Source organism: Streptomyces sp. NPDC056169 (assembly GCF_042268445.1).
In the GTDB taxonomy this organism is placed as follows: Bacteria; Actinomycetota; Actinomycetes; order Streptomycetales; family Streptomycetaceae; genus Streptomyces.
The window spans coordinates 127,683-152,045 of sequence record NZ_JBHJUO010000023.1 but is presented as its reverse complement, the minus strand read 5'-3'; the positions used below and the strand labels follow the sequence as shown (position 1 = coordinate 152,045).

Here is a 24,363-nt window from a genome sequence, read left to right as displayed (position 1 = left end):
ATCTGGCGTTGATTTTTGGCACGCTGTTGAGTTCTCAAGGAACGGACGCTTCCTTTGTACTCACCCTCTCGGGCTTTCCTCCGGGCTTCCCTTCGGTATTTCGTGTTTCCAGCTTAGCAGACCCGGTTTCCCGTTTTTGCCACCCGCTGGAGCGGGCTGCTGGGACTGAAATTCGCTTTCGCGTTTTCCGTTCCCGGCGGGGTCAAACATTACCAGGCTTTCTCGGTCCCCCTGACCACTCCCCCGGCGAGCTGACGCACGCAGAGGTGTAGACCACTGGGGTTAGGATCTGGCTTGATAGGTGCTGCCGACCCGCGACTCAAGGCCGCGTTGGGGTCAGGCAGGAGTACGACAGTACATCCCACCGTCAGTAGAGGCAAATCGTTTCGGGTCAGTCCTAGGTCCGCCAAGTGGTACGTCTCGTGCGGAACTGGGACTTCTTATGACTTACGCTTCTGAACAGTACGCCGTCCAGGACAGGTAGTGACGGCGCCACACAATCTCCGCCCCTGGGAGGCTTCCCATGACAACCGTGACGTCGCCGCTTGCTGGACGCGCCATCGGTCTCGCCGCAGTTCCCGACCCGGTCTTCTCCGGTGCGATGGTCGGTCCCGGTACCGCCATCGATCCCGTGCGTGAGCCTTCGGAGGCGGTGTCCCCCATCGACGGGGTCGTCGTCTCCATGCACCCGCACGCCTTCGTCGTCGTCGACAACGAAGGACACGGTGTCCTCACCCACCTGGGTATCGACACCGTTCAGCTCAACGGCGAGGGCTTCGAGCTCCTCGTCAACAAGGGTGACACCGTGGCGCGCGGACAGGCCGTCGTGCGCTGGGACCCCGCCGCCGTCGAGGCCGCGGGCAAGTCCCCCATCTGTCCCATCGTGGCCCTGGAGGCCACTGCGGACTCGCTCTCCGATGTCGCCGAGGACCGCGACGTCAAGGCCGGCGACCAGCTCTTCAACTGGAGCTGAGTCGGTTCGTCCTCGTGACGACCGCGAGTTCGACATTCAACGCGGCGGCCCGGGCCGCCGCTCAATCGGAGACGGGTGAGATGGAGACAACGCTGCGAGGCGTCGGCGTCAGCCACGGTGTGGCGATCGGCGAGATCCGGCACATGGGCACGGCGGTTCTCGAACCGCCGGCCAAGCAGATTCCGGCCGACGAGGCGGAGCGCGAACAGGGGCGCGCCCGCCAGGCGGTGGAAGCTGTGGCCGCGGACCTGATCGCACGAGGCAATCTGGCCGGCGGCGAGGCCCAGGCGGTGCTGGAGGCCCAGGCGATGATCGCCCAGGACCCGGAGCTCATCGCGGACGTCGACCGCCGGATCGTGGTCGGCAGCACCGCGGAGCGCGGTATCTACGACGCGTTCTCGCACTACCGGGAGCTGCTCGCGGGTGCCGGTGAGTACATGGCCGGGCGCGTCGCCGACCTCGACGACGTGCGGAACCGGATCGTCGCCCGGCTTCTCGGTGTCCCGATGCCGGGTGTGCCGGACAGTGACGAGCCGTACGTGCTGATCGCGCGGGACCTCGCTCCCGCCGACACCGCGCTGCTCGACCCGACGCTGGTGCTCGGGTTCGTGACGGAGGAGGGCGGGCCGACCAGCCACAGCGCGATTCTCGCGCGGGCGCTGGGTGTGCCGGCCATCGTCGCGCTGCCGGGCGCCGGTGAACTGGCCGAGGGCACGCTCATCGCCGTGGACGGTTCGACCGGTGAGCTCTTCGTGGATCCGAGCGAGGAGAAGAAGGCGGAGCTGACGCAGGCCGCCGCCGCGCGGAAGGCCGCGCTGGCCTCGTCCAGCGGTCCGGGTGCGACCTCGGACGGGCACAAGGTGCCGCTGCTCGCCAACGTCGGCGGTCCTGCGGACGTGCCGGCGGCGGTGGAGGCGGGTGCCGAGGGCGTCGGTCTGTTCCGTACGGAGTTCCTCTTCCTGGACGACAGCAAGCACGCTCCGTCCGAGGAGAAGCAGATCGAGGCCTACCGCAAGGTGCTCGAGGCGTTCCCCGAGGGCCGTGTGGTCGTGCGCGTGCTCGACGCGGGTGCGGACAAGCCGCTGGAGTTCCTGACGCCGGTCGACGAGCCGAACCCGGCGCTCGGTGTGCGGGGGCTGCGGTCGCTGCTCGACCACCCGGACGTGCTGCGGACGCAGCTGACCGCGCTGGCGAAGGCGGCCGAGGGGCTGCCCGTGTACCTCGAGGTCATGGCGCCGATGGTGGCCGACCGTACGGACGCGAAGGCCTTCGCCGACGCGTGCCGTGAGGCGGGGCTGCGGGCGAAGTTCGGTGCGATGGTCGAGATTCCCTCGGCCGCGCTGCGGGCGCGCTCGATCCTCCAGGAGGTCGAGTTCCTGTCGCTGGGCACCAACGACCTGGCGCAGTACACCTTCGCCGCCGACCGTCAGGTCGGTGCGGTGTCGCGGCTCCAGGACCCGTGGCAGCCGGCGCTGCTCGACCTGGTGGCGCTGTCCGCCGACGCGGCCAAGGCCGAGGGCAAGAGCTGTGGTGTCTGTGGCGAGGCCGCTTCGGACCCGCTGCTCGCCTGTGTCCTGACGGGTCTGGGGGTCACCTCCCTGTCCATGGGTGCCGCGTCGATTCCGTACGTGCGGGCGACGCTGGCCAAGTACACGCTGGCGCAGTGCGAGCGGGCCGCTGCCGCGGCGCGTGCCGCCGACACCGCGCACGAGGCGCGTCTTGCCGCGCAGGCGGTGCTGTCCGGGGAGTGATCCCCGGCCGGCTGTCGGCGTAGTAAGGGAAGGGGCTTCCCGTCACTTTGGTGGCGGGGAGCCCCTTCTGTGTTTCCGGGTTTCCGGTCAGTGGTGGGCGGGCCACTCGTCGTCGGGGTCGGGGGCGAGGGGGAAGCCGGCGCGGTAGTCGACGTCCGGCTCCGGGGAGAGGGGTTCTCCGGTGCGGGCGTCGGTGCAGTAGGCGGCGAAGACCTCCGCCTCGGTGAGGGGGGTCAGGGTGCCGTCGGTGAGGCGCCAGCCGTGGAGGCGGTCGCGGGCGGCGGGGGCGGTGGTGCGGAGGACGAGGCCGCCGGGGGCCGCGAGGGCGATGCCGGCGGCGAGGACCGCGGTGAACTCGGCGGCGGTCGCGTCGTCCGGGGGTGTCGTGCCGTGGGCGTGGAGGACCGCGAGGAGTTGGTCGTCGGCTGCGGGAACGCTGCAGACGAGGTGGTGGGCTCCGGGTCCTGCCGCTTCGAGGAGGCGTACCAGCAGGCGGGAGGCTTGGGCGAAGGCTGCCTTGCCGATGTCCTTGCCGCAGGTCGCGCAGTCGCCCGCGGTGGCGAGGACGGTGGTCGCGTACTCCCAGGTGGCCTGGCGGACCGCTGTGTCGACGAGTTCCGGCAGGAGTGCGCTCAGGGGTTGTCCTGTGTAGGTGACGCGGGCTCCTGTGGTCGCGAGGTGCGCGGTGAAGCGGCTGCGGCTCGTGGGGTGGTCCGGGTCGATCGCCGTCTCCGCGCAGTAGGCCTCGTACTCCTCGGGGTCGAAGAGGGTGACCGTCGTGTGTCCGCCCTGGGTCGCGAGGGTTTTGAGGAGGGCCTCGATCTGCTGGAGGTAGGTCGTGTGGTCGTCGAAGACGAAGGTGCTGTAGCGGCGCATGGCGGCGAAGTCCTGTGCGTCGGCGAGGAGGCCGACGGTGCTGGGGACCTCGCGGCGCAGGGCGCGGCGGAGATGGGTCGTGGTGGTGCCGGTCCTGGTCATGTCTCCCCCTGGTGACAGTCCGATCAGTGCTCACTCACCGTAACCTTCACCACTGACAGTGACGGTTCGGTGAGGCGTCGGCGGACCAGGCGGTTCTGGGCGGCGCAGGTGGCGACGAGTGCCGCGCCGAGGAAGGGCCAGCCGAGCGGGCCCGTGGAGACGAGTCCCGTCATGAGGAGGGGGCCGGCGAAGCGCTGGGTGGACTGGGCGAGTCCGTGGACGCCGAGGTAGGCGCCCTGGGCGTCGTCCGGGGAGAGAGCGACGGAGATCTCCCAGGAGGCGATGGTGTGGATCATCTCGGCGAAGGTGAGGACGACGGCCGCGGTGATCAGGGCCGCGATGGAGAGGGCGGGGCCGGTCAGGGCTGATGCGGCGACGGCGAGGGTGCCCGTCGCGAAGAGGGCGGCCAGCGGGGTGTAGAGGCGGCGGGCGGCTTCGGTGGTGGCGCCGAAGCGGGAGAGCGGGACCTGGAAGACCACGACGAGGGCGCTGTTGAGGACCAGGAGGAGGGGTGCCAGGCCGACGGGGGCCTCGGTGGCGTGGACGATCCAGAGGGGCAGGGCGACCTGGAGGATCGAGTCGTGGAGGAAGAAGACGCCGTCGCCCGCGGTGAAGGCGAGGAAACCGCGGTCGCGCCAGGGGTTGGAGGGCTTGGCGGTCGCGGTCGCGTCGGTGGAGGCCGCGACGACGCGGGAGGCCGCGGGGGCGGGGGGTTCGGCGCAGCGGAGGGTGAGCGCGGCCATGACGAGGTAGGAGAGCGCGTCGCCGATGAGGAGGAGCTGGAAGGCGGTGGTGGAGCCGACGGCGAGGGCCGCTGCCGCGCCGAGGCCGCCCAGGGTCCAGCCGATGTTGGAGGTCGTGCGGTTGATGGCCTGGTAGCGGACGCGGTCGGGGCCTGCGACGCGGGCCGCGTAGAGCTTCGTGAGGACGTTGGTGGCGCGGTCGGGGAGGGCGCCGACGGCCGAGAGCAGGACGAGGAGTACGTAGTCGTCGGTGGTGAGGAGGGCCAGGAGGGCGGCCGCGCGGAGGAGTTGGGCGCCGATGATGACGCGGACGAGGGGGAAGCGGTCGGCCAGGCGGCCGCCGAGGGGGGCGCCCGCGATGCCGGCGGCGCCGGAGACGGCGATGAGGAGGCCCACTTGGCCGAGGCCGAGGCCGGTGACGTAGGTGAAGTAGAGGGCCATGGCGGTGGACCAGAGGCCGGTGCCGCACTTGTCGATGAAGCCGATGAGCAGCATGCGACGGCCGTCGCGGCCGCCGGGGATGCGGTCCTTGAGGGGTGGGCGGGTCGGACGGGTGGTGCGGCTCATGGGTCCCCCTTGCGCGTTCTTTTGTATTGATACATAATGTGTTACGTGGCAGCACAATATGTGATCGACGGGGCTACGGCCAAGGGGATTGCCGCTTCCGTGGAGCGGGGTGTGACCGAGGGCGGGCTCGCCCCGGGCGACGCACTGCCGCCCGTGCGGCGGCTCGCCGACGACCTGGGAGTGAGTCCGGGGACGGTGGCGACGGCCTACAAGGAGTTGCGGCAGCGGGGTCTGATCGTCACCCGGGGCCGGGGCGGCACCGTGGTCGCGGACGTGCCTTCGGTGGCCTCGCGGCGGCCTCCGCGCGTGCCGGGCGGGCTCGTGGACCTCGCCGGCGGCCATCCGGACCCGGCCTTCCTCCCCGTACTGCGGCCGCCTTCGGCCGTCGCCCCGGTGTACGGCTCCCATCGCGCCGCACCGCGCCTCCCCGCGCTCGAAGCCCTGACCCGGGACTGGTTCGAACGGGACGGGGTGCCCGCGGGGCACGTGACGTTCGCACACGGCGCGCTGGACTGCATCGCACGGCTCCTCTCGACGGAGCTGCGGCCCGGCGACGCGGTGGCCGTCGAGGATCCCGGCTTCCACCACCTGCTCGACCTCGTGCCCGCGCTCGGGCTGCGGATGGTGCCGGTCGCGGTGGACGGCGAGGGGCTCGTACCGGAATCGCTGCGGACGGCGCTGCGGGGCGGGGTGCGCGCCGTGGTGTGCAGTCCGCGCGGGCAGTGTCCGACCGGCGCGTTCTTCACCCGCTCGCGGCGGGACGAACTGGTCGCGGTGCTGCGGGAGTTCCCCGAGGTCCTCGTCGTCGAGGACGATCACAACGCGGAGGTCGGCGGGGCAGCGGCGTACACGCTCGCGGCGGCGGGGCTCGACCGGTGGGCGCAGGTGCGGACCGTGTCCAAGCACCTCGGGATCGACCTGCGGTGGGCCGGGGTCGCGTGCGACGCGGTGACGCTCGCGCGGCACGACGGACGGATGCTGATGACCTCGGGCTGGGTCAGTCACGTCCTCCAGGAGACGGTGACCGGGCTGCTCGCCGACGGCGCGGTACGGGAGCTGGTCGCCGCGGGCGAGGCGGCGTACGCGGAGCGGCGCGCCGCGCTGATCGGCGGGCTCGGCGCGTACGGGATCCGTGCGGTGGGGGCGAGCGGGCTGAACGTGTGGGTACCCGTGCGGGACGAGTCCGCCGTGGTCAACGGGTTGCGGACGCAGGGCTGGTGGGTCGCCGCGGGGGCGCGGTTCCGGATCGCCGCGCCGCCGGCCGTCCGGATCACGACGGCGACGCTGGCTCCGGCGGACGCGGTGCGGCTGGCGGCGGACTTCGCCGGGGTGCTCGGGGATTCGCAGGCCACGTACGGGGGGTGAGGGGGAGGCGGGGGGCGTGGTGCAGGTGTGGGAGGGCGTGCCGGTGCTGCCGGGGAGTTCTTGTCCTCCCCCGGAGCACCGGCACGCCGTCCGGCAGTACAGCGCTGCTCTTGGCGGGTGGGGCGTTCCCGTGACCTGGGGCGCATCGGGGCTGGCTCGAGGTTCCTTGCGGGCGCTTCGTGGGCAGGTCGGCGGGGTGGTGTGGCCCAGGTCACGGGAACTCCGGCGAACCAGCGCCCAGTGCCAGATGTGGAATCACCTATGAGAGATCGTTTCCGCGCCGGAGACCCGGCGGCGCTGGGCGAGGCGTACGACGAGCACGCGCGGGTCCTGTACCACTACGCGTTCCGGGTGTGCGGCGACCGGGCGGCGGCAGAAGACGTCGTCTCCGCCACCTTCCTTGAGGCGTGGCGCTGCCGCGAGAAGGTGCACGCCGACGGCGGCACCCTGCGGCCGTGGCTGCTGGGCATCGCGACCAACATCATGCGCGGTGCCGCGCGGGAGGCCCGAAGGCGGGACGCGGCCCTGGCGCGGCTCCCCGAGCGCGGTGTCCTGCCCGACTTCGCCGACGACGTCCTCGCCCGGATGACGGACGGGGAGCAGGTACGGGCCGCCCGCGCCGCGCTCGCCAAGCTCCGGCGCCGTGAGCGGGAGGTCTTCACGCTGGTCGTGTGGGCCGGCCTGGACTACGCCGCGGCCGGGGAGGCGCTGGGGATACCGGTCGGGACCGTCCGGTCCCGGCTGTCCCGGGCCCGTGAGCGGCTCCGCAAGCTCGCCGAAGCCGAACTGCGTGCGCTGCGGCGGCGACAGCGGTCCGCGGGACCGGCGGTCGGCCGTTCCTCGGGCCGGCTGCCCGCTGTCCCTCACGGCGTCCGGCCTTCCGTCCGAACCGCCGCCCCCTCCGTTCATCCCACCGTCCGCCCCGCCCTCGTGCCCCGAACGACTCCGGAGAACCAGGCATGAACGCCTCCCGAAAGACGCACTCCCCCTCGGACGAACTCCTGCGCGGTGAGCTGACGGAGCTTCTCCCGCCGCCGCCCGTGCCCGAGCTCGAACCCGAGCGGGAGCACGCCCTCCGGTACGCCGTCCTGCGCGACGCCCTGGCCTCCGGGCCCGCCCCGAGCCGCCCGCGTTCCCCCCGCGCCGTCCCCCGCTTCACCTGGATCGCCGCGCCCGCTGCGGCCTGCGCGCTCGTGGCCGGTGTCGTCGTCCTCGCGCCGGCGGAGACTCCCGCCGGGCCCTCGGACCGGGTGACTGCCGGGCAGCCGTCGGCCCCCGACGCCGGGCCGGTGCTGTCCCGCGCCGCGCTCGCCGCCGCCGCGGCTCCGGCGCCGGACGCCCGGCCCCAGGACTTCGTCTACGTCCGGAGCCTGGTCGCCTACGCGGGGCGCAGCGCCGCCGGGGGTGTCGCCACGCTGCCGCCCGCCCGTCAGCGTGAGGTGTGGCTCTCCGCCGACGGCAGCCGCAGCGGGCTCCTGAGGGAGGCCGGCGCGGCCGATTCCGTCCTCTCCCCGAGCCTGCCCGTGTACGAGCTGGACCACCGGGGGGCGTCGCCGCGGCCGTCCACGATTGAGGCGGCGCCGCCCTCCGTCACCCACCCGACGCATGCGTACGTGGCCACCCTGCCGACCGACCCCGAGGCTCTGCTGCGGCTGATCCGGGAGGAGACCCGCGAGGGCGGGGGCGATGCCGATCAGCGGGCCTTCCGCGCGATCGGGACCCTGCTCGCGGAGACGTGGGCTCCCCCGAAGGTGACGGCCTCGCTGTACGAGGCGGCGGCGCGGATCCCCGGGGTCACGGTCCTGCCGTCCGCGAAGGACGCCGCCGGGCGCGAGGGCGTCGCCGTCGCCCGTACCGCCGGCGGCGAGCAGACCCAGTGGATCTTCGACCGGGCGACGTCCGGCTTCCTCGGTGAGCGCACGGTGCTGACCGAGACCACGGACGCGGGGAAGAAGGGCACCGTCCTCGGCGTGTCCGCCGTCCTCGCCAAGGCCGCCGTGGCCCGGACCGGCGAGCAGCCGGGCGGCGCCGGCGTCTGAACTCCGCAGACGCAGACGTAGGCGTAGACATAGACGAAGACGAAGAGGCCGGTTCCCCGTCGGGGGGACCGGCCTCCTCGCGGGTGCGTCAGGACCTGCGGGTGGCCGCGAGGGTCTCGTAGAAGTGGAGGAGACCGAGGTCGTCGACCGAGCCGGCGTTGACGGCCTTCGCCAGCGGGGTGCCCTGGAGGAGGCGCTTCACGGGGACCTCGATGCGCTTGCCGGTGAGGGTGTGCGGGACGCCCGGGACCTCGATGATGTCGTCGGGGACGTGGCGCGGGGAGAGCTCGCTGCGGATCGTCCGCTTGATCTTGCCGATGAGCTCCTCGTCCAGGGTGGCGCCCTCGACGAGGTGGACGAAGAGCGGCATCCAGTAGCCGCCGTCCGGCTCCTCCAGGCCGATGACCAGGGACTCGCGGATCTCGGGAAGGCGTTCCACGGCCTCGTAGATATCGGCGCTCCCCATCCGGACGCCCTGCCGGTTGAGGGTGGAGTCGGAGCGGCCGTGGATGACGACGGAGCCGTGGTCGGTGATCGTGATCCAGTCGCCGTGGCGCCAGACGCCCGGGAACATCTCGAAGTAGCTGTCGCGGTAGCGGCTGCCGTCGGGGTCGCTCCAGAAGTGGATCGGCATGGACGGCATGGGGTTGGTGACGACGAGCTCGCCGACCTCGCCGATGACGGGCTTGCCGGAGGGGTCCCAGGACTGGAGGTCGGTGCCGAGGCCGGCCGCCTGGAGCTCGCCGATGTGGACGGGGAGCGTGGGGACGGCGCCCGCGAAGCAGGAGCACACGTCCGTGCCGCCGCTGACGGAGGCGATCCACAGGTCCTCGCGGACCTCGTCGTGGAGCCAGCGGAAGCCGTCGGGGGGCAGCGGGGAGCCGGTGGTGGCCACGCACTTCACGGCCGAGAGGTCGAAGTCACGGCCGGGGTGCACGTCCGCCTTGGCGCAGGCCATGACGTACGCGGCGGAGGTGCCGTACAGGGTGGCGCGGGTGCGTTCGGCGACGCGCCACTGGGCGCCGGTGTCGGGGTAGCCGGGGCTGCCGTCGTACAGGACGACGGTCGTGCCGGTGAGCAGACCGGAGACGAGGAAGTTCCACATCATCCAGCCGGTGGAGGTGTACCAGAAGAACACGTCGTCGGGGCCGAGGTCGCAGTGGAGGCCCAGCTGCTTGACGTGCTCGACGAGGATGCCGCCCTGGGACTGGACGATCGCCTTCGGCAGGCCGGTCGTGCCGGAGGAGTACAGGACCCACAGCGGGTGCCCGAACGGGACCTGCTCGTAGACCGGCTCGACGTCGGCGGCGACGAGGTCGTCCCAGGCCAGGGTCCCTTCGGGGGCCGGGGTGCCGAGGAGCGGGATGTGGACGACGGCGCGGAGGGTGGGGAGCTCGGCGCGGAGCTCGGCGACGGTCTCGCGGCGGTCGTGCTCCTTGCCGCCGTAGCGGTAGCCGTCGACGGTGAAGAGGACGACCGGCTCGACCTGCTGGAAGCGGTCGAGGACGCTGCGGGCGCCGAAGTCCGGGGCGCAGGAGGTCCACACGGCGCCGACGGCGGCGGTGGCGAGGAGGGCCACGACGGACTGCGGGACGTTCGGCAGGTAGCCGCTGATCCGGTCGCCGGGGCGTACGCCGAGCGTGCGGAGTTCGGCGGCGAGGGAGCCGACCTGGCGGCGGAGCTCGGCCCAGGTGGTCGGCGCGGGCTCATGTGTCTCGTCCACATGGAGCAGGGCCGTGTCGTGGGGTCGCTCGTCGGCGGCGCGCAGGGCGTGCTCGGCGTAGTTGAGGGTGGCGCCGGGGAACCAGTCGGCGCCCGGCATCGAGCGGTCGCCGAGGACGCGCTCGTACGGGGTGGAGAAGCGGAGGTCGAACCATTCGGCGACGGCCTGCCAGAAGGTTTCGAGCTCCTCGACCGACCAGCGGTGGAGCGCCGGGTAGCCCCCCTCGGCCGGGGCGCCGTGGTGCTCGGCCGCCCAGGCCTGGAAGCGGGTGACGGCGGCGGTGGCGATGCGTTCGTCGTCCGGCTGCCAGAGCGGTTCGGTCTGCGCTGATGTCATGGGGTTGCTCCCTGGCTGTACGCGGTGGCGTGTGTCCCGCGCACGTGCTGGGGTGTGCGCGCGACGCGGCTGACAGGACGATGCCATGTGATCGTCTTTCGCACCAGGTCTGCCCGCCCATGGTCGGGTAGTTGAATATGTGCTCCCACCACGGGTGAACGGCAGTTGAACGGAGCTCGTATCGCCCCTGGTGGGTGGCAGGGTGATCACCATGGACGGTCGTGAACTGGTGCGTTCGATCAAGGTGTTCGGTTCGGTGCGGGGCTTGCGGACGGTGCGGGCGGCGTGGCGGCAGCGGCGTACCGACGCGTGGGCGCTGCCGCCGAAGGGGGCGGAGCGGGCGCGGGTGCCGGGGCCGGCGACGGGGGCCGAGGCGCTGCCGGGCGGGGGGATCGTCCGGTTCGCGCGTTCCTCGCTGCGGATCTCCGTGTCGGTGGGCGGCGCCGTCTTCTGGGGCTGGGACGGGGCGGAGCCCCTGCCGTCGTACGCGCTGGCCGGCGAGGCGCCGGAGCCCGATCCGCGGGTCTCCCTGGAGCCGGACACGGACGGCGGGTGGCGGATCGTCTCGGAGCGGGTGACGGTGGCGGTCTCCCGGCACGGGGCGGTGGAGATCCGGACGCCGGGCGGGGTGATGCTGCGCCGGGACCTCCCGCCGCGCTGGTGGGAGCAGGTGGAGGCGGCCGGTGCGGCCGTTCGGTGGGTGCAGCGCAGCGAGGTGCCCGCGGACGCGCGCTTCTTCGGTCTCGGCGGGCGGGCGGCGGGGCCGCGGCTGCGGGACGGCTCGTACCGGCTGTGGAACACCGATCCCAAGGGCGGCTTCGTCCCGGGGGACGATCCGCTGTATCTGACGATGCCCGTGCAGTTCGTCGTCTCGGACGCCGGGACGCATCTCGCGTTCCACGACAACTCCTGGGACGGGCGGGTCACCCTCGCCGAGGGCGAGGAGGGTGCCGGGTCGGGGCACGACCGGCCGGGGACCAGCGAGGTCCGGATGGGGGGCGGGCCGCTGCGCTGCTGGGTGGTGGTCGGTACCCCCGCGCGCGTGCTGCACGGCTGGGCGGCGCTCACGGGTGCGCCCGCGCTGCCGCCGTCCTGGGCGCTCGGGCCGCAGCACGCGCGCTGGGGGTTCGGCAGCGCGGCGGAGGTGCGGCGGGTGGTCGCCGGGTACCGGGAGCGGGGGCTCCCCCTGTCCGCCGTGCACCTGGACATCGACCACTACGACGGGCACCGGGTGTTCACCGTCGACCGGGAGCGGTTCCCGGACCTGCCGGGGCTCGCGGCGGAGCTGCGGGAGCAGGGCGTCCGGCTCGTGTCGATCGTGGACCCGGCGGTGAAGGCGGAGCCGGGGAACGCCGTGTACGACGCCGGTGTGGCCGCCGGGGCCTTCGTCAAGGACGCCCGGGGGCGGGAGGTCCGCGGCGAGGTGTGGCCGGGCGAGTGCGCGTATCCGGACTTCACCGATCCGGCGGTACGGGAGTGGTGGGGAGGCCTGTACGAGGAGCGGCTCCGGCAGGGCTTCTCCGGGGTGTGGCACGACATGAACGAGCCGGTGTCCTTCGCTCCCTTCGGCGACACGACGCTGCCGCGCTCGGCGCGGCACGCGCTGGACGGGCGGGGCGGCGACCACCGGGAGGCGCACAACGTGTACGGGCTCACGATGGCCCGCGCCGGGTACGACGGGCTGCGCCGGCTGCGGCCCGACGAGCGCCCCTTCCTCTTCTCCCGCTCCGGCTGGGCGGGCATGCAGCGGTACGGCGGGACCTGGTCGGGCGACGTGTCGACCGGGTGGCCGGGGCTGCGGGCCTCGCTCTCCCTGGTCCTGGGGCTCGGGCTGTGCGGGGTGCCGTACTCGGGTCCGGACGTCGGGGGGTTCGACGGGAGTCCGTCGCCCGAGCTGTACGTGCGCTGGTTCCAGCTGGGGGCGTGGCTGCCGTTCTTCCGTACCCACTCGGCGATCGACGCGGGGCGGCGCGAACCCTGGGAGTTCGGTCCCGAGGCCCTGGAGCACGCGCGCGTGGCCCTGGCCGAACGGGAGCGGCTGCGGCCGTACTTCGAGACGCTGGCCCGGCTCGCCCGGATGACGGGCGCGCCGTACGTCCGCCCGGTGTGGTGGGGGACGCCGGAGGACCGGGGGCTGCGCGACTGCGAGGACGCGTTCCTGCTGGGCGACGCGCTGCTGGTGGCGCCGGTCCTGACGCGGGGCGCGGACCGGCGGGCGGTGCGGCTGCCGCGCGGCCGCTGGTACGACACGGCGACGGGGCGGGCGTACGAGGGGCCGGGGCAGGTGCTGCTCGACGCGCCGCTGTCACGGGTGCCGGTGCTGGCCCGGGCGGGGGCGGTGCTCCCGGTGCGGGGCGAGGGGGAGGAGGGCCGGGCCCTGGAGGTGTGGGCGCCGGCCGCGGGGCGGACGGGTGGCGGGCTCGTCGTCCGGGACACCGGGGACGGCTGGGAGCCGGCCGAGATCGAGCGGTACCAGTCGCGGCTCGTGGACGGGCGGGTGGTGGTGGAGCGGGTGACGGACGCCGGGGTGGAGCCGGTGGGGCTGCCGGTGCGGGTGCGGGGGCTGTGAGACGTGAGAGGGGGGTGAGGGCCTGTTTCAGCCGGTGAGTGCGCGCGCACGGCGGCGTCCGCCGCGCGCCGGCAGCTGCCGGTGGCGCAGCCTCACCAGGACGGCCACGGCCAGGAAGGCGCAGACCACCGCTCCGCAGACGGACAGGGCCACTCCCACGGCGTTTCCCAAGGGCATGGTCGCCATGGCGAGGACCGCCACGCCGATGCTCGTCGCCCTCACGATGCTCAGTGGCTTGTACGCGATGGCGTGCAGGTCATGGGGTTTCGCGTCGCCGCCTCGGTGGCCCGCGCGGACGACCTCCACCACGAGGGCGCCGGCGGCGACGAGCGCCGAACCGACCTGGGCCCAGACGAACGGATCCAGCAGGATCTGCAGGAACGCGGCCGTCACCGAGACCGCCGTCCCGAGGACCGTCGCGACGAACGCCTGGACGAAGTTATCCCGGGGCAGGACGTACGGCAGCCGCACATGGATCCGCGTCAGGCGTTCGCCACGTTCCCAGGCGGCCTCCGGGCCCTCCGTGGTACCGAGCGAGAACTCCAGGACGTCGTCGGCCGCGTCGGCCTCGACGAGCGGCCGGATCTCGGCGTTCTCGCTCACCAGCGGGAGCCCCGCGACCTCGAGTCCCTTCGGGGTCACGACATGCAGCCGGTTCTGCCGCACCTCCTGGGGGAAGGCGACCTCCGTCGACACCAGTACGGCGCCCCAGCCGAGCCGATCCACCCGGCACTTGCCGTCGAATTCGTAGCTCACCTCCGAGGACATCCCCGGGTGGGCGTCGATGAGTGCCACCACCGGCATGTAGCGGATCAGCCGGCGGATCCGCCACCGGTACCTGTCGTCGAGGTCGTCGCTCTCGGCCGCCTGCGTGAGCACGGAGGTGATCTCGTCCGTCTCCGGGCTCCACGCGAGGGCCTGGAGGCTCCGGGCGATCTCCCGTCCCGGCGCGGTGTCCGCGTCACCGTCCGGGGTGAGGAGCCGGTGGACACCCCGGGCGATCTGCAGCTTCACGTCGGTCGACGTGAGCATGTTGACCGGGCGGCCGTTGCGGTCCTTGAGGTGGAGGTCGTCCAGGAACCTGTCCTCGTCCCAGGGGACGAGATCCACGATCACCGGTGTCCGTGGAGCCGTCTGGACCTCCGCGCCGACGAGCGCGCTGAGCTTCGTCCTGACGTGGTGGCGCGCGACGCCCCGGTCGGGGAACTCCAGCCGGTGGGTGCGGGTCGTGATCGTGGCGGAGATCTCGTCGAGCTCCTGGAACATGCGCAGTTCGTCCCAGCCCGGGGCGGCGGGCAGGCCCCGCGGGTCCACGGTGGTCATCGCCGCGGGCATGACGGAGGCGGTCAGGGACCGTGCCGGGGCCCGCCTCTCGGTGTAGTAGGCGACCAGGTCGGCGGCGAGCATGACGATCCGTGAGACCGCCGGGTCCTGCGACGGCGGGTGCTCCGCGAGGTGCTGTTCCAGTTCCATGACCGTGCCGTGCTCCGCCCGGTCCGGGGCGCTGAGGATCTCGGCGACGGAGCGGACGATCCGCGCCAGCGGGACGGCGTCGGGGGTGGGCGTGGCGAGGGAGTTCACCGCCGCGGTCGCGGCCCGGCCGGCGGCCTCGGCGCGGCCGGCGAGGAGGGCGCCGTGCGCGAAGGAGGCGAGCCGGGTGACGGAGGCGCCGGGCCGGACCGCCGCGAGGTGGCGTACTTCCTTGACGTACCGGTCGAGCCGGTCGGTACGCAGCGGCTCCAGGGGCTGGTGGTAGTAGGCGGCGGCAAGGCGATGGGCTCGTGCGTGCCGGTCGGGGGCCGTCTCGCGGAGGCGGGTGGTCAACGCCGTACGGAAGAAGGGCCGAAGGACGTACGCCGCCTGCTCGGGTCCTTCGTCGTCGTCGGCGGCCCAGGGATGTGCCACGGCGTCCTTCTGGACGAAGGGGTTCGTGGCGATCTCGCGCGTGCCGATGCCCAGCGCGAGTGCCCTCGCCGTGTAGCTGACGAGCGGGGGGTCGAAGAGGTCGTGGACGGACAGGGCTTCGATCAGTCGTCGCTCGTCGGTGGGCAGGAGGTCGAAGCGGTCGAACGCGCGCTGGGTCAACTCGTCGTTCATGGCTGCCTCACCCGGTCCCGAGCGGTTCGCTGTGGAGGTCGAGGAACTCGCGAATGAGGCCGGGAACGCCTTGGTGGCTCCGGTGGATGCTCGTCGCCTGTCCCTTGAGGCTGTCGAAGCCGAGCGTGGTGATCCACTCCTCGACGGCGTCGGTACCGAAGGGGGGCAACACCATGGTGTGGACCGCGGTGACATGGGGGTACGCGAGGCGCGGCACGTGCCGTCCGGCCACGAAGACGCTCGTGCCGCGTCGGCTGAGCAGTTCGGGCAGCAGATCCGTGCCGAGCCAGTCGCGCATGGGCGCCTCGCAGTGTTCGAAGGCATCCAGGCAGATGACGGGGTTGCGGGGGGCCTCCGCAAGGGTGTCCAGGAGGGCGTCGCTCATCGCGTCCAGCTGGATCTTGTGGTCCCTTGAGGTGTTGACGACCATGTGGATGTTGGCGTTGCGCGCCCTCATGTCGTGCACGTTCACCGTCGCCGTCGACTCCGCGATCTGGGAGCGCACCGCCTGGTAACCGGGGACGGGGACGTCCTGGCGGCGGGCCTGCCGCGCCAGGTCCCTCAGGACGTCGTCCTTCTCGACCACGCGCTCCAGGTCGACGTAGTAGACACCGGACGCGAGGTGCCGCCGGTAGATCTCCCGGAGCAGCGAGGTCTTCCCGATGCCTGCCGGCCCTTCGAAGAAGAGCGCCTGCTGTTCGTTCCTCCCGTCGACGACGGCCGCGGAGCGTGCCAGCTGCTCCGTGCGGTCGACATGGACGTGTTCTCGACTCGGCACCCCGTCGCCCCCGCTTCCGATGTCCCGACGCGTGTCAGGTGCGGTCGATGCCGGTGGGCTCGCCGGTGGGAGCACTGTCGGTCCCGTCGCCTCCGGTGATCGTGAGCTTCGACCGCTTGGCCTTCGAGCGGAAGAACGCGGTCCGCGCGCCCTTCGGCATCGTGAGTTCGGAGTGCTTGAACACGGAGTCGTGTGCCTGGAACTCCTGCCCGCTGAGGCCGCGCTGTTCCTCGTTGCTCTCGAAGCCCGCGCTGACGCCGGGCATCTTCACCGTCGCCTTGCGCAGCCTGTGCCTGAGGGCGAAGACCATCGCGACGACCGCTGCGACCCCGACGATCGCGATGACGGCCTCGGGCCAGCCGACATTCATGGACGCTCCCCTCCACATCGTCGCCCTGGGGCGACGGCGAGCAGACAGCATGCCACAACAGGCCGGTACGCAGGGAGAGTTGGAGGCGCAGGCGCGCACGCCCGCACTCCGGCGTGCGCCCCCTGCTCAGCCGTACTCCCCCGCGAACCATTTCCGTACCGCCTCCGTGTGGAGGGGGAAGGCCAGCTCCTCCGGGGCGTGGAGCACGTGGTGGCCGCTGGTCTCGTCCGTCGGCGCCGAGGGCGGCAGGGCCGAGGCCGGGCGGGTGGGGAGGAGGCCGAAGAGGAGCAGGTGGCCGGCCGGGGAGCTCATCGCGTCGGCCAGGCGGACGTCCCCGGCGGAGGCCTGGATGCCGGTCTCCTCGCGCAGTTCGCGGGCGACGGCGGCGCGCCAGTCCTCGGCGTGGTCGATGAAGCCGCCGGGCAGGGCGGTTCCGCCCCGCCGGGGCTCGATGGTGCGGGTGATGACGACGAGTCCCGTCCCCCGGTCCCGGTCCGTGACGGGGAGGAGGGCGACGGCGACGGGCAGCGGGTTGCGGTAGGCGGTGTGGCCGCAGGCCGGGCAGGTGCGGGGCCAGCCGGCGCCGGCCGTGTAGGCGGCGCCGCAGGCGGAGCAGTGGGAGTCCATCACGGCCCGACGGTATGCGATCACCCTTTCCCGGCGCTGCCGGAACTGATAGACGGTGCGCATGACAGGACTCGCTTCCGCTTTCCGTACCCTCGCCGTCACCGCCGCGGCCGGTCTGCTCGCCGTGACGGGCGCCGTCGCCGCCCCCGCTCCCCCGGCCTCCGCCGCGCCCGAGCCCAAGGCCCCACGGGAGTTCGTGGCCCTGAGCTCGGTGGACCGGACGATCGTCCAGGAGATGCGCTACACGACCGCGCACAACTTCGTGGGCGAGCCGGTCGACGGCTACCGGCAGCCGCTCTGCATCCTGACCCGGCCGGCCGCCGAGGCGCTGCACCGCGCGCAGGTGCGGCTGCTCGCCCGGGGCTACACGCTGAAGGTGTACGACTGCTACCGGCCGCAGCGGGCCGTCGACCACTTCGTGCGCTGGGCGAAGGACCTGGCGGACGAGCGGATGAAGGGGGAGTTCTATCCGCTCGTCGACAAGTCGAGGCTGTTCGTGGACGGTTACATCGCCGAGAAGTCGGGGCACAGCCGGGGTTCGACGGTGGACCTGACGATCGTGCGGCTGCCGGCGCTGCCCACGCGCGCGTACGTGCCGGGCGAGGAGCTGGCCGAGTGCTACGGGCCCCGGGAGGACCGGTTCCCGGACAACTCCGTGGACATGGGCACGGGGTACGACTGCTTCGACACGCGCTCGCACACCGACGACCCCCGGATCCAGGGCGAGCAGCGGGCCAACCGGCAGCTCCTCAAGGGGGTGCTCGGGGAGCAGGGGTTCGTGAACCTGCCGGAGGAGTGGTGGCACTTCACCTTCAAGCCGGAGCCGTTCCCGGGCACGTTCTTCGACTTCCCCGTGGCGCGGAGGTCGGTGGCCGGGCGCTGAGTCCCCCGTCGGGCACCGTGGCCCTCCCCGTTCGGGCACTCGTGGTCTTCCCCGTCCGGGGCACCCGTGCCACACTCCTGACGGTTCGTCAGATCAGTGGTGATGTGGTGATCGGTGGTAGGGGAGGCCTCGATGGCACGGACACGCAGACCGGTGGTGGCCCGCTGGTTCACCGACGACACGGTGCCGGAGACGGAGTTCCGGCTGCTCGGGACCCGCTGCACGGCCTGTGCCGCGGTCTTCTTCCCGCGCGAGGACGACTGGTGCCGCAATCCGGGGTGCCCGGGCGGCGGTGACCTCGCCGAGGTGCCGCTCTCGCCGCGCGGCCGGGTCTGGTCGTACACCGACGGCCGGTACCGGCCGCCCGCCCCGTACGTCTCCGACCCGGACGCGCCCTGGGAGCCGTACACGCTCGTGGCCGTGGAGCTGGCGGCCGAGGCGATGGTGGTCCTCGGGCAGGCGGCCCCCGGGGTGCGGCCGGCCGATCTGGCCGTCGGCACGGAGGTCGAGGTGGTGCCCGGGGTCCTGAACGAGGACGACGCGCACACCTGGACCACCTGGAACTGGCGGCCCGTCGCGCGGGATCAGCGGCGGGAGCAGCGGCGGGACGGGGAGGAGCGGTCGTGAACGACATCGCCGTACTCGGGGCCGGCATGCACCCCTGGGGCAAGTGGGGCCGGAGTTTCGTGAGTTACGGGACGGCCGCCGCCCGCGCCGCGCTCGCCGACGCCGGTCTGGGCTGGGAGGACGTCGGCTCGATCGTCGGGGCGGACACCATGCGGTGCGGCTACCCGGGGTACGTGGCGGGGGCGACCTTCGCCCAGGCGCTCGGCTGGCAGGGCGCGCGGGTCACGAGCGTGTACGCGGCCTGCGCCTCGGGCGCGCAGGCCATCGGGGCCGCGCGTGCGCAGATCCTGGCCGGGCTCGCGGACGTGGTCCTGGTGGTCGGCGCGGACGCGACGCCCAAGGGCTTTCTCGCCCCGGCCGGCGGTGAGCGACCGGACGATCCGGACTGGCTGCGCTTCCGGGTGCTCGGGGCGACCAACCCCGCGTACTTCGCGCTCTACGCCCGCCGCAGGATGGCCCTGTACGGCGACACGGCCGAGGACTTCGCCCAGGTGAAGGTGAAGAACGCGGCGGCCGGCGCGCTCAATCCGCTCGCCCGCTACCGCACGCGCGTGACCGCCGAGGAGGTCGCGGCCTCCGCGGTCGTCGCCGATCCGCTGCGGCTCCTCGACATCTGCGCGACCTCGGACGGGGGCGCCGCGCTCGTCCTGTCCAGCATGGAGTTCGCGCGCCGGCACGGGCGGCCCGATCCGGTGCGGGTCCGGGCCGTGTCCACGGTCTCTCCCACGTACCCCAAGGCGGTGCTCGACCTGCCGGACATCGCGACCGACTCGGCGGCTGCGGTCTCCCCCGCGCCGCACGGCTTCCGCGCCTCGATCGCGCGGGCGGCCTACGAGGAGGCGGGGATCGGGCCCGAGGACCTGTCGCTCGCGGAGGTGTACGACCTGTCCACCGCGCTCGAACTGGAGTGGTACGAGGACATCGGGCTGTGCGGGACGGGCGAGGGCGCCAAGCTCCTGCGCGAGGGCGTCACGGCGCTCGGCGGACGGCTGCCGGTCAACACCAGCGGCGGCCTGGCCTCCTTCGGCGAGGCCGTGCCCGCGCAGGCGATCGCCCAGGTCTGCGAGCTGACCTGGCAGTTGCGCGGCACGGCGGGCGACCGGCAGGTGGCCGGGGCGCGGGTCGGCATCACTGCGAACCAGGGCCTGTTCGGGCACGGTTCGGCGGTGGTGGCGGTGCGCTGAACCCCCTCCGTGAGGAGGGGGTCCCTCAGGTGGCGGCCGGCGCGTGGCTCCGGTCCGCGAGGACGAGGGCGTGCTGGACGACCGCCACGAGGACGTTCTTCACGGACTCCCGGTCCCGCGCGTCGCACATCAGGAGCTCGACCTCGGGGTCCAGGTCGAGCGCGCCGCGCACGCTCTCGGCGGGGAACCGCTGCGCGCCCTCGAAGCAGTTGACGGCGACCGTGAACGGGATGCCGCGCCGCTCGAAGTAGTCGATGGCCGCGAAGCTGTCCTCCAGGCGGCGGGTGTCCGCGAGGACGACCGCGCCCAGCGCGCCCTGGGCGAGCTCGTCCCACAGGAACCAGAAGCGGTCCTGGCCGGGGGTCCCGAACAGGTACAGGACGAGGTCCTCGCGGAGGGTGATCCTTCCGAAGTCCATGGCGACCGTGGTGGTGGTCTTGTTCTCGACGCCGTGGAGGTCGTCGACGGGCCGCCCCGCCTCACTGAGGATCTCCTCGGTGCGCAGGGGCCTGATCTCGCTGACCGCGCCCACCAGCGTCGTCTTGCCGACCCCGAACCCGCCCGCGACGAGGATCTTCAGGGTTACCGGCTCGACGAGCGGCTTCTTGCGGCTAGAGCGCCCGAAGGCCATTGATCACCTCGCGAAGGATGCTCACGTCCGGCAGTTCGGCCGGCGGAACGGGGCGGGTCACATGGACGAGTTCGTCCTCGACGAGATCGCCGACGAGGACCCGGACCACCCCGACGGGGAGGTCGAGTCCGGCGGCGAGCTCGGCGATCGACTGGGGCTGCTCGGAGCAGCGTTCGACGATCTCCACGTGTTCCGGGGAGAGCGTCTGGTCGCGGCCGGGGTCGTCGGCCGCGGGCTCGGGGACCACCAGCGCGATCAGGTCGAGCCGGTGACGGGTGGCGGCGCTGGTCCGGCCGCGGGTCATCGCGTACGGACGGACCACCGGCCCGGCGTCGGCGTCGAACCAGTGGTGGGGGCCGGGTGGCCCGCCCTCGGTCGCCTGGTTCGGCTCGGCTGCGTCACTCATGCCGTCCCACTCACCCTCCGGAGGGCAGGCCGGTCCGGGGGGCCGTCGTGAGGTGGGCCCCGACCCGCTTCACCATCAGGGTCATCTCGTAGGCGACCTGGCCGACGTCGGAGTCGGCGTCGGCGAGGACGGCCAGGCAGCTGCCGTCGCCGGCGGCCGTGACGAAGAGGAAGGCGTCCTCCAGCTCGACGACCGTCTGGCGGACCCGGCCCGCCTCGAAGTGCCGGCCGACGCCCTTGGCGAGGCTGTGGAAGCCGGACGCGACGGCGGCGAGGTGCTCGCCGTCCTCGCGGGTCAGCTGCTGCGAGGCGCCGGTGGGCAGTCCGTCGCTGGAGAGCACCAGGGCCTTGCGGATGGACCCGACGCGCTGGACGAGCTCGTCGAGGAGCCAGTTCAGCTCGCCGTTTCCGTGGCCGAATGCGGAGGTGGTGCTGGGTGCTGCGGCGTTCGGTGCGGTCATCGACCGTCCCCCTCGGGTGTCGTTCCTGGTGCTGACGTGTCGTCGTCCGCGTCCTCGGTGTGCCGTCGTCCGCGCTGCCAGCCGCGCTGCATGGCGGCCATGCGGGCGCGAACCTCCTCGGCGTCGCGCTCGAAGGAGTCGGGCCCGCCGGCGCCGACGGTCGTACGGTCGTCGGCGCCCGCTCCGGCACCGCGGTCGGCCGGACCCTCGGTCGCGCGCAACTGGGGCGCGAGGTTGGCCTGGCGGACGCGGCGGGGCAGCCCGCCGAACGGCTCGGGCGTCTCCGCCGCCACGGAACCCTCCGGTGGTACGGGAACGAGGGTGGGTCCCTGCGCGGGGGCAGGTGCGGGCACGGGTCCCGGCACGGGGACGGGTCCCTGCACGGGGGCAGGTCCGGGGCCGAAGCCGGGGCCCGGCGCGAAGTCGGGGCCGGGCGCGGCGTCGGCGCTCGGCGCGGGGTGCGACCTGCCCGGCTCGTCGACGCGGCGGCCGCGGTCCACGACGAGCGTGGGGGTGGAGCGGCGCGGCAGCGGTACGGGGCCGCGCACGGCGCCGTCGGCGTGCGGGTCGTCCTCGTCGCGGCCGGTCGTCTGGTCGGGGGCCTGCTGGTGCTGCTCGCCGGCCGGGGCGAGGCCGGAGCGGCGGCGGTCGCGGGGCCGGAACAGGCCGCCGCGCTCGCTCTCGGTGTCGAGGAGGTCCGCGGACCGGTCGAAGAGCACGTCGAACTCGTCGGCGTCGAGCGGCGCCTCCAGCTCGACGGGGCCGTCGAGGACGCCGGGGGTCTCGGTCACGTCCGGGACGCGGGCGAGCACGGGCCGGCGGGTGGGCAGCGGGGTGGGACCGGTGAGGTCACCGTCGAGGCGGTCGGCGGCGTCGGCGGTGCCGGCGCGGTCCAGGGTCCTGGGGTCCGCGGACTTGCGGTCCAGACGGAATCCGGCGCCCTGGGTCTCGGGCGCGTCGGTGAGCAGCGCGGCCGGGATGAAGACGACCGCGGTGGTCCCGCCGTACGGGGAGGTCTGGAGCGAGACGCGGACGTTCTGCCGCTGGGCGAGCCTGCTGACCACGAAGAGGCCGAGGCGGTCGGTGTCCGAGAGCTCGAACTCGGGGGTCTCGGCGAGCCGGAGGTTGGCGTCGAGCAGTGCGTCGGCGTTCATGCCGAGGCCGCGGTCGTGGATCTCCAGGGTGAAGCCGTTGGCGACGCGCTCGCCGAGGACCTGCACGGCGGTGTGCGGGGGCGAGAACACCGTGGCGTTCTCCAGGAGTTCCGCGATGAGGTGGGTGAGGTCCGCGACGGCGGGGCCGCCCACGCCGAGGCGGGGCAGCCGGCGCACCTCGATCCGCTCGTAGTCCTCGACCTCGGCGACGGCGGCGCGGACCACGTCCATGAGCTGGACGGGCTTGCGCCACTGGCGGGAGGGGGCGGCGCCGGACAGGATGACGAGGCCCTCGGCGTGCCGGCGCATGCGGGTGGTGAGGTGGTCGAGCCGGAAGAGGTCCGCGAGCTCGTCGGTGTCCTCGGTGCGCCGCTCCATGGTGTCGAGGAGGGTGAGCTGACGGTGGAGCAGGACCTGGTTGCGGCGGGCGAGGTTGACGAACACCTCGGAGACCCCGCGGCGCAGCTCCGACTGCTTGACGGCGGCCTCGACGGCGGCGCGCTGGAGGGTGTTGAGGGCCTGGCCGACCTGGCCGACCTCGTCCTGCCCGTACCGGAGGTGGGGCACCTCGGTCCCGACGTCGACCTGCTCGCCGGCGGCGAGCCGGCGCATGACGCTGGGCAGGCGCACACCGGAGACCTCCTGGGCCTCCTTCTGGAGGCGGCGCAGGTCGTGGACGAGCGAGCGGCCGATGCGGACGGAGATGACGATCGAGGCGAGCAGGGCGAGGAAGCCGAGGACGCCGGCGACGCCGACCTTGAGGAGCACGCTGTAGGCGGCGGGCTGGACACGGTCCTGGTAGCGGTCGCCCGCCGCGGTGTTCTCGCGGGCGAGGTCGTCCAGGACGGGGCTCGCCTCCTCCTGCCAGTAGGCGGCGGTGACGGCGCGCGGTTCGTCGGTGGGGCCCTCGTCGATGATCGACTTCTCGGCGGCCCGCAGCGCGGCGGTCTCGGGGCCCGCCCAGTACTTCTCGAAGCGCTCGCGCTCGGCGGTCGGCAGGAGTTCGAGGTTGACCTCGTAGAACTGCTCGCGGTTGGCGACGAGGTCGGTCATGACGCGGATCTCGGGTGCGGTGATCCGGTCCGCGACGAGGGCGGAGACGACGAGGGCGTCCTCGCGGGAGAGGACCTCGCGGGCGCGGGTGATGCCGACGAGCGAGCGGCCCTGCTTGTCCATCTCCACGTTCTCGAGGGCGTGGAGGGTGATGAGGAAGCTGTAGCAGGGGTCGACGAGCCGGTTGTAGAACTCGAGGGCCTGGATGCGGCCGATGCTGCGCTTCTCGACGGAGCGGCGCAGCGACTCGAGGTCGTCGAGCGCGGCGAGGAGCGTGTTGAGCCGCTGGGTGGTGACGGGCCGCATCTCCTCGCGTACGCCCGGTTCGGCGGCGTTCGCGCGGATCCGGGATATCTGCCGGTCGGTGGCCCGGCGGGTCTCGCGCAGGGAGGCGAGGGCCGTGGAACCCCGGGGATCGGCGAGGTAGATGAGCGACTGGCGGCGTTCGAGCTGGATGACACGGGCGGTGTCCTCCAGCGGGTAGCCGACCTTGTCGACGATGTAGCCGACGTCGAGGAGCTGGTCGGCCTCACGGCCCGTCAGGACCGTCGCGAAGCCCCACAGGCCGGTCAGGGAGACGAGCGGTACGAGGAGCAACGCCACGATCTTCCGGCGGATGGACTTCCCGCGAAAGCGCATGGCCTCCCCCAGCTCGGCCCCCGCGCGCCACGGAGGTCCTTCACGTTCGTGACGTCGCGCGTCAACACGCGGCGTCAACCTTCGGTTTCAAACAAATGGCGGCGTGAGCCTACTACTGCATCACGGCCATCTCGAAGGCGCGTCCGGACGTTTTTCAGCCTGTCGAGTGAGCGTTGATCATGAGATGTCCTGGTATTCGGGGAGTTGGGATCGGCCACTGTGGCACAGGACACCTGATGGTGTGCCATTTCTCCGGCCTGCGGAGATGGCTGGAATTGTGCGTTCCGCTCGGATTCAGGCGAAACCTTTTCCCTCTCCCGAGCGTCATTAGGTACGGGGAGGGTCCTGTCCGCGTAAAGGCGCTCGCAACGGGCAGCCACCCCTGGAGGCGTTCAGTGGTGGGGAGTGAC

The 24,363-nt window shown here is 72.9% G+C and carries 21 protein-coding genes; 10 read left to right on the top strand and 11 right to left on the bottom strand.

All coding sequences use genetic code 11. From position 1 onward, the window contains the following. The 3 genes from ACFC0G_RS33035 to ptsP form a co-directional block, all read left to right on the top strand. On the top strand, nucleotides 1–272 hold a 272-nt coding region (locus ACFC0G_RS33035), incomplete at its 5' end, for a hypothetical protein (protein ID WP_376410555.1). A gap of 251 nt (nucleotides 273–523) precedes the next feature. Next, entirely contained in the window at nucleotides 524–973 is a 450-nt protein-coding gene (locus ACFC0G_RS33030; RefSeq protein ID WP_376410553.1) for a PTS glucose transporter subunit IIA, read from the top strand. Nucleotides 974–1,053: 80 nt separating this feature from the next. Beyond that, complete coding sequence (ptsP, locus tag ACFC0G_RS33025) at nucleotides 1,054–2,724, top strand: phosphoenolpyruvate--protein phosphotransferase (protein WP_376410550.1); 1,671 nt, start codon at nucleotides 1,054–1,056, stop codon at nucleotides 2,722–2,724. 87 nt (nucleotides 2,725–2,811) lie between these two features. On the opposite strand, the gene ACFC0G_RS33020 is transcribed toward ptsP, so the two are convergent. Beyond that, nucleotides 2,812–3,702: a hypothetical protein gene (locus ACFC0G_RS33020; RefSeq protein WP_376410548.1), complete on the bottom strand. Its 891-nt coding sequence runs from the start codon at nucleotides 3,700–3,702 to the stop codon at nucleotides 2,812–2,814. A gap of 23 nt (nucleotides 3,703–3,725) precedes the next feature. Next, complete coding sequence (locus ACFC0G_RS33015; RefSeq protein WP_376410545.1) at nucleotides 3,726–5,012, bottom strand: MFS transporter; 1,287 nt, start codon at nucleotides 5,010–5,012, stop codon at nucleotides 3,726–3,728. A 45-nt stretch (nucleotides 5,013–5,057) separates the two neighbouring features. Between ACFC0G_RS33015 and ACFC0G_RS33010 the strand changes: the two genes are divergently transcribed. The 3 genes from ACFC0G_RS33010 (at nucleotide 5,058) to ACFC0G_RS33000 (ending at nucleotide 8,416) form a co-directional block, all read left to right on the top strand. Beyond that, entirely contained in the window at nucleotides 5,058–6,377 is a 1,320-nt protein-coding gene (locus ACFC0G_RS33010) for an aminotransferase class I/II-fold pyridoxal phosphate-dependent enzyme (protein ID WP_376410542.1), read from the top strand. A gap of 261 nt (nucleotides 6,378–6,638) precedes the next feature. Beyond that, nucleotides 6,639–7,340 (top strand): RNA polymerase sigma factor, encoded by a 702-nt coding sequence (locus tag ACFC0G_RS33005; protein WP_376410539.1) that lies wholly within the window; start codon nucleotides 6,639–6,641, stop codon nucleotides 7,338–7,340. Next, the gene (locus ACFC0G_RS33000) at nucleotides 7,337–8,416 is read left to right on the top strand and encodes a CU044_5270 family protein (protein WP_376410536.1); all 1,080 of its coding nucleotides are present in this window, start codon (nucleotides 7,337–7,339) and stop codon (nucleotides 8,414–8,416) included. The genes ACFC0G_RS33005 and ACFC0G_RS33000 overlap by 4 nt, the downstream gene beginning before the upstream one ends. 88 nt (nucleotides 8,417–8,504) lie before the next feature. Here ACFC0G_RS33000 and ACFC0G_RS32995 read toward each other — a convergent pair whose 3' ends face one another. Then, a complete protein-coding gene (locus ACFC0G_RS32995) occupies nucleotides 8,505–10,475 on the bottom strand; it encodes an acetoacetate--CoA ligase (protein ID WP_376410533.1) in 1,971 nt (656 codons plus the stop codon). Nucleotides 10,476–10,686: 211 nt separating this feature from the next. On the opposite strand from ACFC0G_RS32995, the gene ACFC0G_RS32990 reads away from it, so the two are divergent. After that, nucleotides 10,687–13,044 (top strand): glycoside hydrolase family 31 protein, encoded by a 2,358-nt coding sequence (locus ACFC0G_RS32990; RefSeq protein WP_376410530.1) that lies wholly within the window; start codon nucleotides 10,687–10,689, stop codon nucleotides 13,042–13,044. A gap of 27 nt (nucleotides 13,045–13,071) precedes the next feature. On the opposite strand, the gene ACFC0G_RS32985 is transcribed toward ACFC0G_RS32990, so the two are convergent. The 4 genes from ACFC0G_RS32985 to ACFC0G_RS32970 form a co-directional block, all read right to left on the bottom strand. Further along, on the bottom strand, nucleotides 13,072–15,141 hold the full coding sequence (locus tag ACFC0G_RS32985) for a hypothetical protein (RefSeq protein ID WP_376410527.1): 2,070 nt from the start codon (nucleotides 15,139–15,141) through the stop codon (nucleotides 13,072–13,074). Nucleotides 15,142–15,148: 7 nt separating this feature from the next. Next, nucleotides 15,149–15,919: an ATP-binding protein gene (locus ACFC0G_RS32980; RefSeq protein ID WP_376410524.1), complete on the bottom strand. Its 771-nt coding sequence runs from the start codon at nucleotides 15,917–15,919 to the stop codon at nucleotides 15,149–15,151. Nucleotides 15,920–15,953: 34 nt separating this feature from the next. Beyond that, nucleotides 15,954–16,289, bottom strand: a complete 336-nt coding sequence (locus ACFC0G_RS32975; RefSeq protein WP_376410522.1) for a hypothetical protein — start codon at nucleotides 16,287–16,289, stop codon at nucleotides 15,954–15,956. A gap of 126 nt (nucleotides 16,290–16,415) precedes the next feature. Next, entirely contained in the window at nucleotides 16,416–16,979 is a 564-nt protein-coding gene (locus ACFC0G_RS32970) for an NUDIX domain-containing protein (protein ID WP_376410519.1), read from the bottom strand. Between ACFC0G_RS32970 and ACFC0G_RS32965 the strand changes: the two genes are divergently transcribed. The 3 genes from ACFC0G_RS32965 to ACFC0G_RS32955 all read left to right on the top strand — a co-directional run bounded on the left by ACFC0G_RS32965 (nucleotide 16,978) and on the right by ACFC0G_RS32955 (nucleotide 19,610). Beyond that, on the top strand, nucleotides 16,978–17,799 hold the full coding sequence (locus tag ACFC0G_RS32965; RefSeq protein ID WP_376410516.1) for a M15 family metallopeptidase: 822 nt from the start codon (nucleotides 16,978–16,980) through the stop codon (nucleotides 17,797–17,799). The genes ACFC0G_RS32970 and ACFC0G_RS32965 overlap by 2 nt on opposite strands. 132 nt (nucleotides 17,800–17,931) lie before the next feature. Continuing rightward, nucleotides 17,932–18,426, top strand: a complete 495-nt coding sequence (locus ACFC0G_RS32960; RefSeq protein ID WP_376410513.1) for a Zn-ribbon domain-containing OB-fold protein — start codon at nucleotides 17,932–17,934, stop codon at nucleotides 18,424–18,426. 26 nt (nucleotides 18,427–18,452) lie between these two features. Continuing rightward, entirely contained in the window at nucleotides 18,453–19,610 is a 1,158-nt protein-coding gene (locus ACFC0G_RS32955; protein WP_376410572.1) for a lipid-transfer protein, read from the top strand. Nucleotides 19,611–19,635: 25 nt separating this feature from the next. Here the strand turns inward: ACFC0G_RS32955 and ACFC0G_RS32950 are convergent, their stop codons facing one another. Genes ACFC0G_RS32950 through ACFC0G_RS32935 form a run of 4 tightly spaced genes read right to left on the bottom strand, consistent with a single transcriptional unit; the run spans nucleotide 19,636 to nucleotide 23,953 of the window. Continuing rightward, nucleotides 19,636–20,241 carry an ATP/GTP-binding protein gene (locus ACFC0G_RS32950; RefSeq protein WP_376410511.1) on the bottom strand — a complete coding sequence of 202 codons (606 nt, stop codon included), beginning with the start codon at nucleotides 20,239–20,241 and terminating at the stop codon, nucleotides 19,636–19,638. Then, the gene (locus ACFC0G_RS32945) at nucleotides 20,222–20,647 is read right to left on the bottom strand and encodes a DUF742 domain-containing protein (protein WP_376410508.1); all 426 of its coding nucleotides are present in this window, start codon (nucleotides 20,645–20,647) and stop codon (nucleotides 20,222–20,224) included. Before ACFC0G_RS32945 ends, ACFC0G_RS32950 begins: the two co-directional genes overlap by 20 nt. A 10-nt stretch (nucleotides 20,648–20,657) precedes the next feature. Further along, a complete protein-coding gene (locus tag ACFC0G_RS32940) occupies nucleotides 20,658–21,107 on the bottom strand; it encodes a roadblock/LC7 domain-containing protein (RefSeq protein WP_141302207.1) in 450 nt (149 codons plus the stop codon). After that, nucleotides 21,104–23,953, bottom strand: coding sequence for a nitrate- and nitrite sensing domain-containing protein (locus ACFC0G_RS32935; RefSeq protein WP_376410505.1), 2,850 nt, complete (start codon nucleotides 23,951–23,953; stop codon nucleotides 21,104–21,106). The genes ACFC0G_RS32940 and ACFC0G_RS32935 overlap by 4 nt, the downstream gene beginning before the upstream one ends. Nucleotides 23,954–24,363 lie beyond the last annotated feature (410 nt).

Bases quoted from the DNA above. Each gene is read 5' to 3' on its own strand.
- ACFC0G_RS32975 (WP_376410522.1), bottom strand. From the start codon at position 16,289: ATGAATGTCGGCTGGCCCGAGGCCGTCATCGCGATCGTCGGGGTCGCA.
- ACFC0G_RS32955 (WP_376410572.1), top strand. From the start codon at position 18,453: ATGCACCCCTGGGGCAAGTGGGGCCGGAGTTTCGTGAGTTACGGGACG.
- ACFC0G_RS32990 (WP_376410530.1), top strand. From the start codon at position 10,687: ATGGACGGTCGTGAACTGGTGCGTTCGATCAAGGTGTTCGGTTCGGTG.
- ACFC0G_RS32985 (WP_376410527.1), bottom strand. From the start codon at position 15,141: ATGAACGACGAGTTGACCCAGCGCGCGTTCGACCGCTTCGACCTCCTG.
- ptsP (WP_376410550.1), top strand. From the start codon at position 1,054: ATGGAGACAACGCTGCGAGGCGTCGGCGTCAGCCACGGTGTGGCGATC.
- ACFC0G_RS32940 (WP_141302207.1), bottom strand. From the start codon at position 21,107: ATGACCGCACCGAACGCCGCAGCACCCAGCACCACCTCCGCATTCGGC.
- ACFC0G_RS33000 (WP_376410536.1), top strand. From the start codon at position 7,337: ATGAACGCCTCCCGAAAGACGCACTCCCCCTCGGACGAACTCCTGCGC.
- ACFC0G_RS32970 (WP_376410519.1), bottom strand. From the start codon at position 16,979: ATGCGCACCGTCTATCAGTTCCGGCAGCGCCGGGAAAGGGTGATCGCA.
- ACFC0G_RS33020 (WP_376410548.1), bottom strand. From the start codon at position 3,702: ATGACCAGGACCGGCACCACCACGACCCATCTCCGCCGCGCCCTGCGC.
- ACFC0G_RS33030 (WP_376410553.1), top strand. From the start codon at position 524: ATGACAACCGTGACGTCGCCGCTTGCTGGACGCGCCATCGGTCTCGCC.
- ACFC0G_RS32965 (WP_376410516.1), top strand. From the start codon at position 16,978: ATGACAGGACTCGCTTCCGCTTTCCGTACCCTCGCCGTCACCGCCGCG.
- ACFC0G_RS32995 (WP_376410533.1), bottom strand. From the start codon at position 10,475: ATGACATCAGCGCAGACCGAACCGCTCTGGCAGCCGGACGACGAACGC.
- ACFC0G_RS32950 (WP_376410511.1), bottom strand. From the start codon at position 20,241: ATGGCCTTCGGGCGCTCTAGCCGCAAGAAGCCGCTCGTCGAGCCGGTA.
- ACFC0G_RS33015 (WP_376410545.1), bottom strand. From the start codon at position 5,012: ATGAGCCGCACCACCCGTCCGACCCGCCCACCCCTCAAGGACCGCATC.
- ACFC0G_RS33005 (WP_376410539.1), top strand. From the start codon at position 6,639: ATGAGAGATCGTTTCCGCGCCGGAGACCCGGCGGCGCTGGGCGAGGCG.
- ACFC0G_RS32945 (WP_376410508.1), bottom strand. From the start codon at position 20,647: ATGAGTGACGCAGCCGAGCCGAACCAGGCGACCGAGGGCGGGCCACCC.
- ACFC0G_RS32935 (WP_376410505.1), bottom strand. From the start codon at position 23,953: ATGCGCTTTCGCGGGAAGTCCATCCGCCGGAAGATCGTGGCGTTGCTC.
- ACFC0G_RS32960 (WP_376410513.1), top strand. From the start codon at position 17,932: ATGGCACGGACACGCAGACCGGTGGTGGCCCGCTGGTTCACCGACGAC.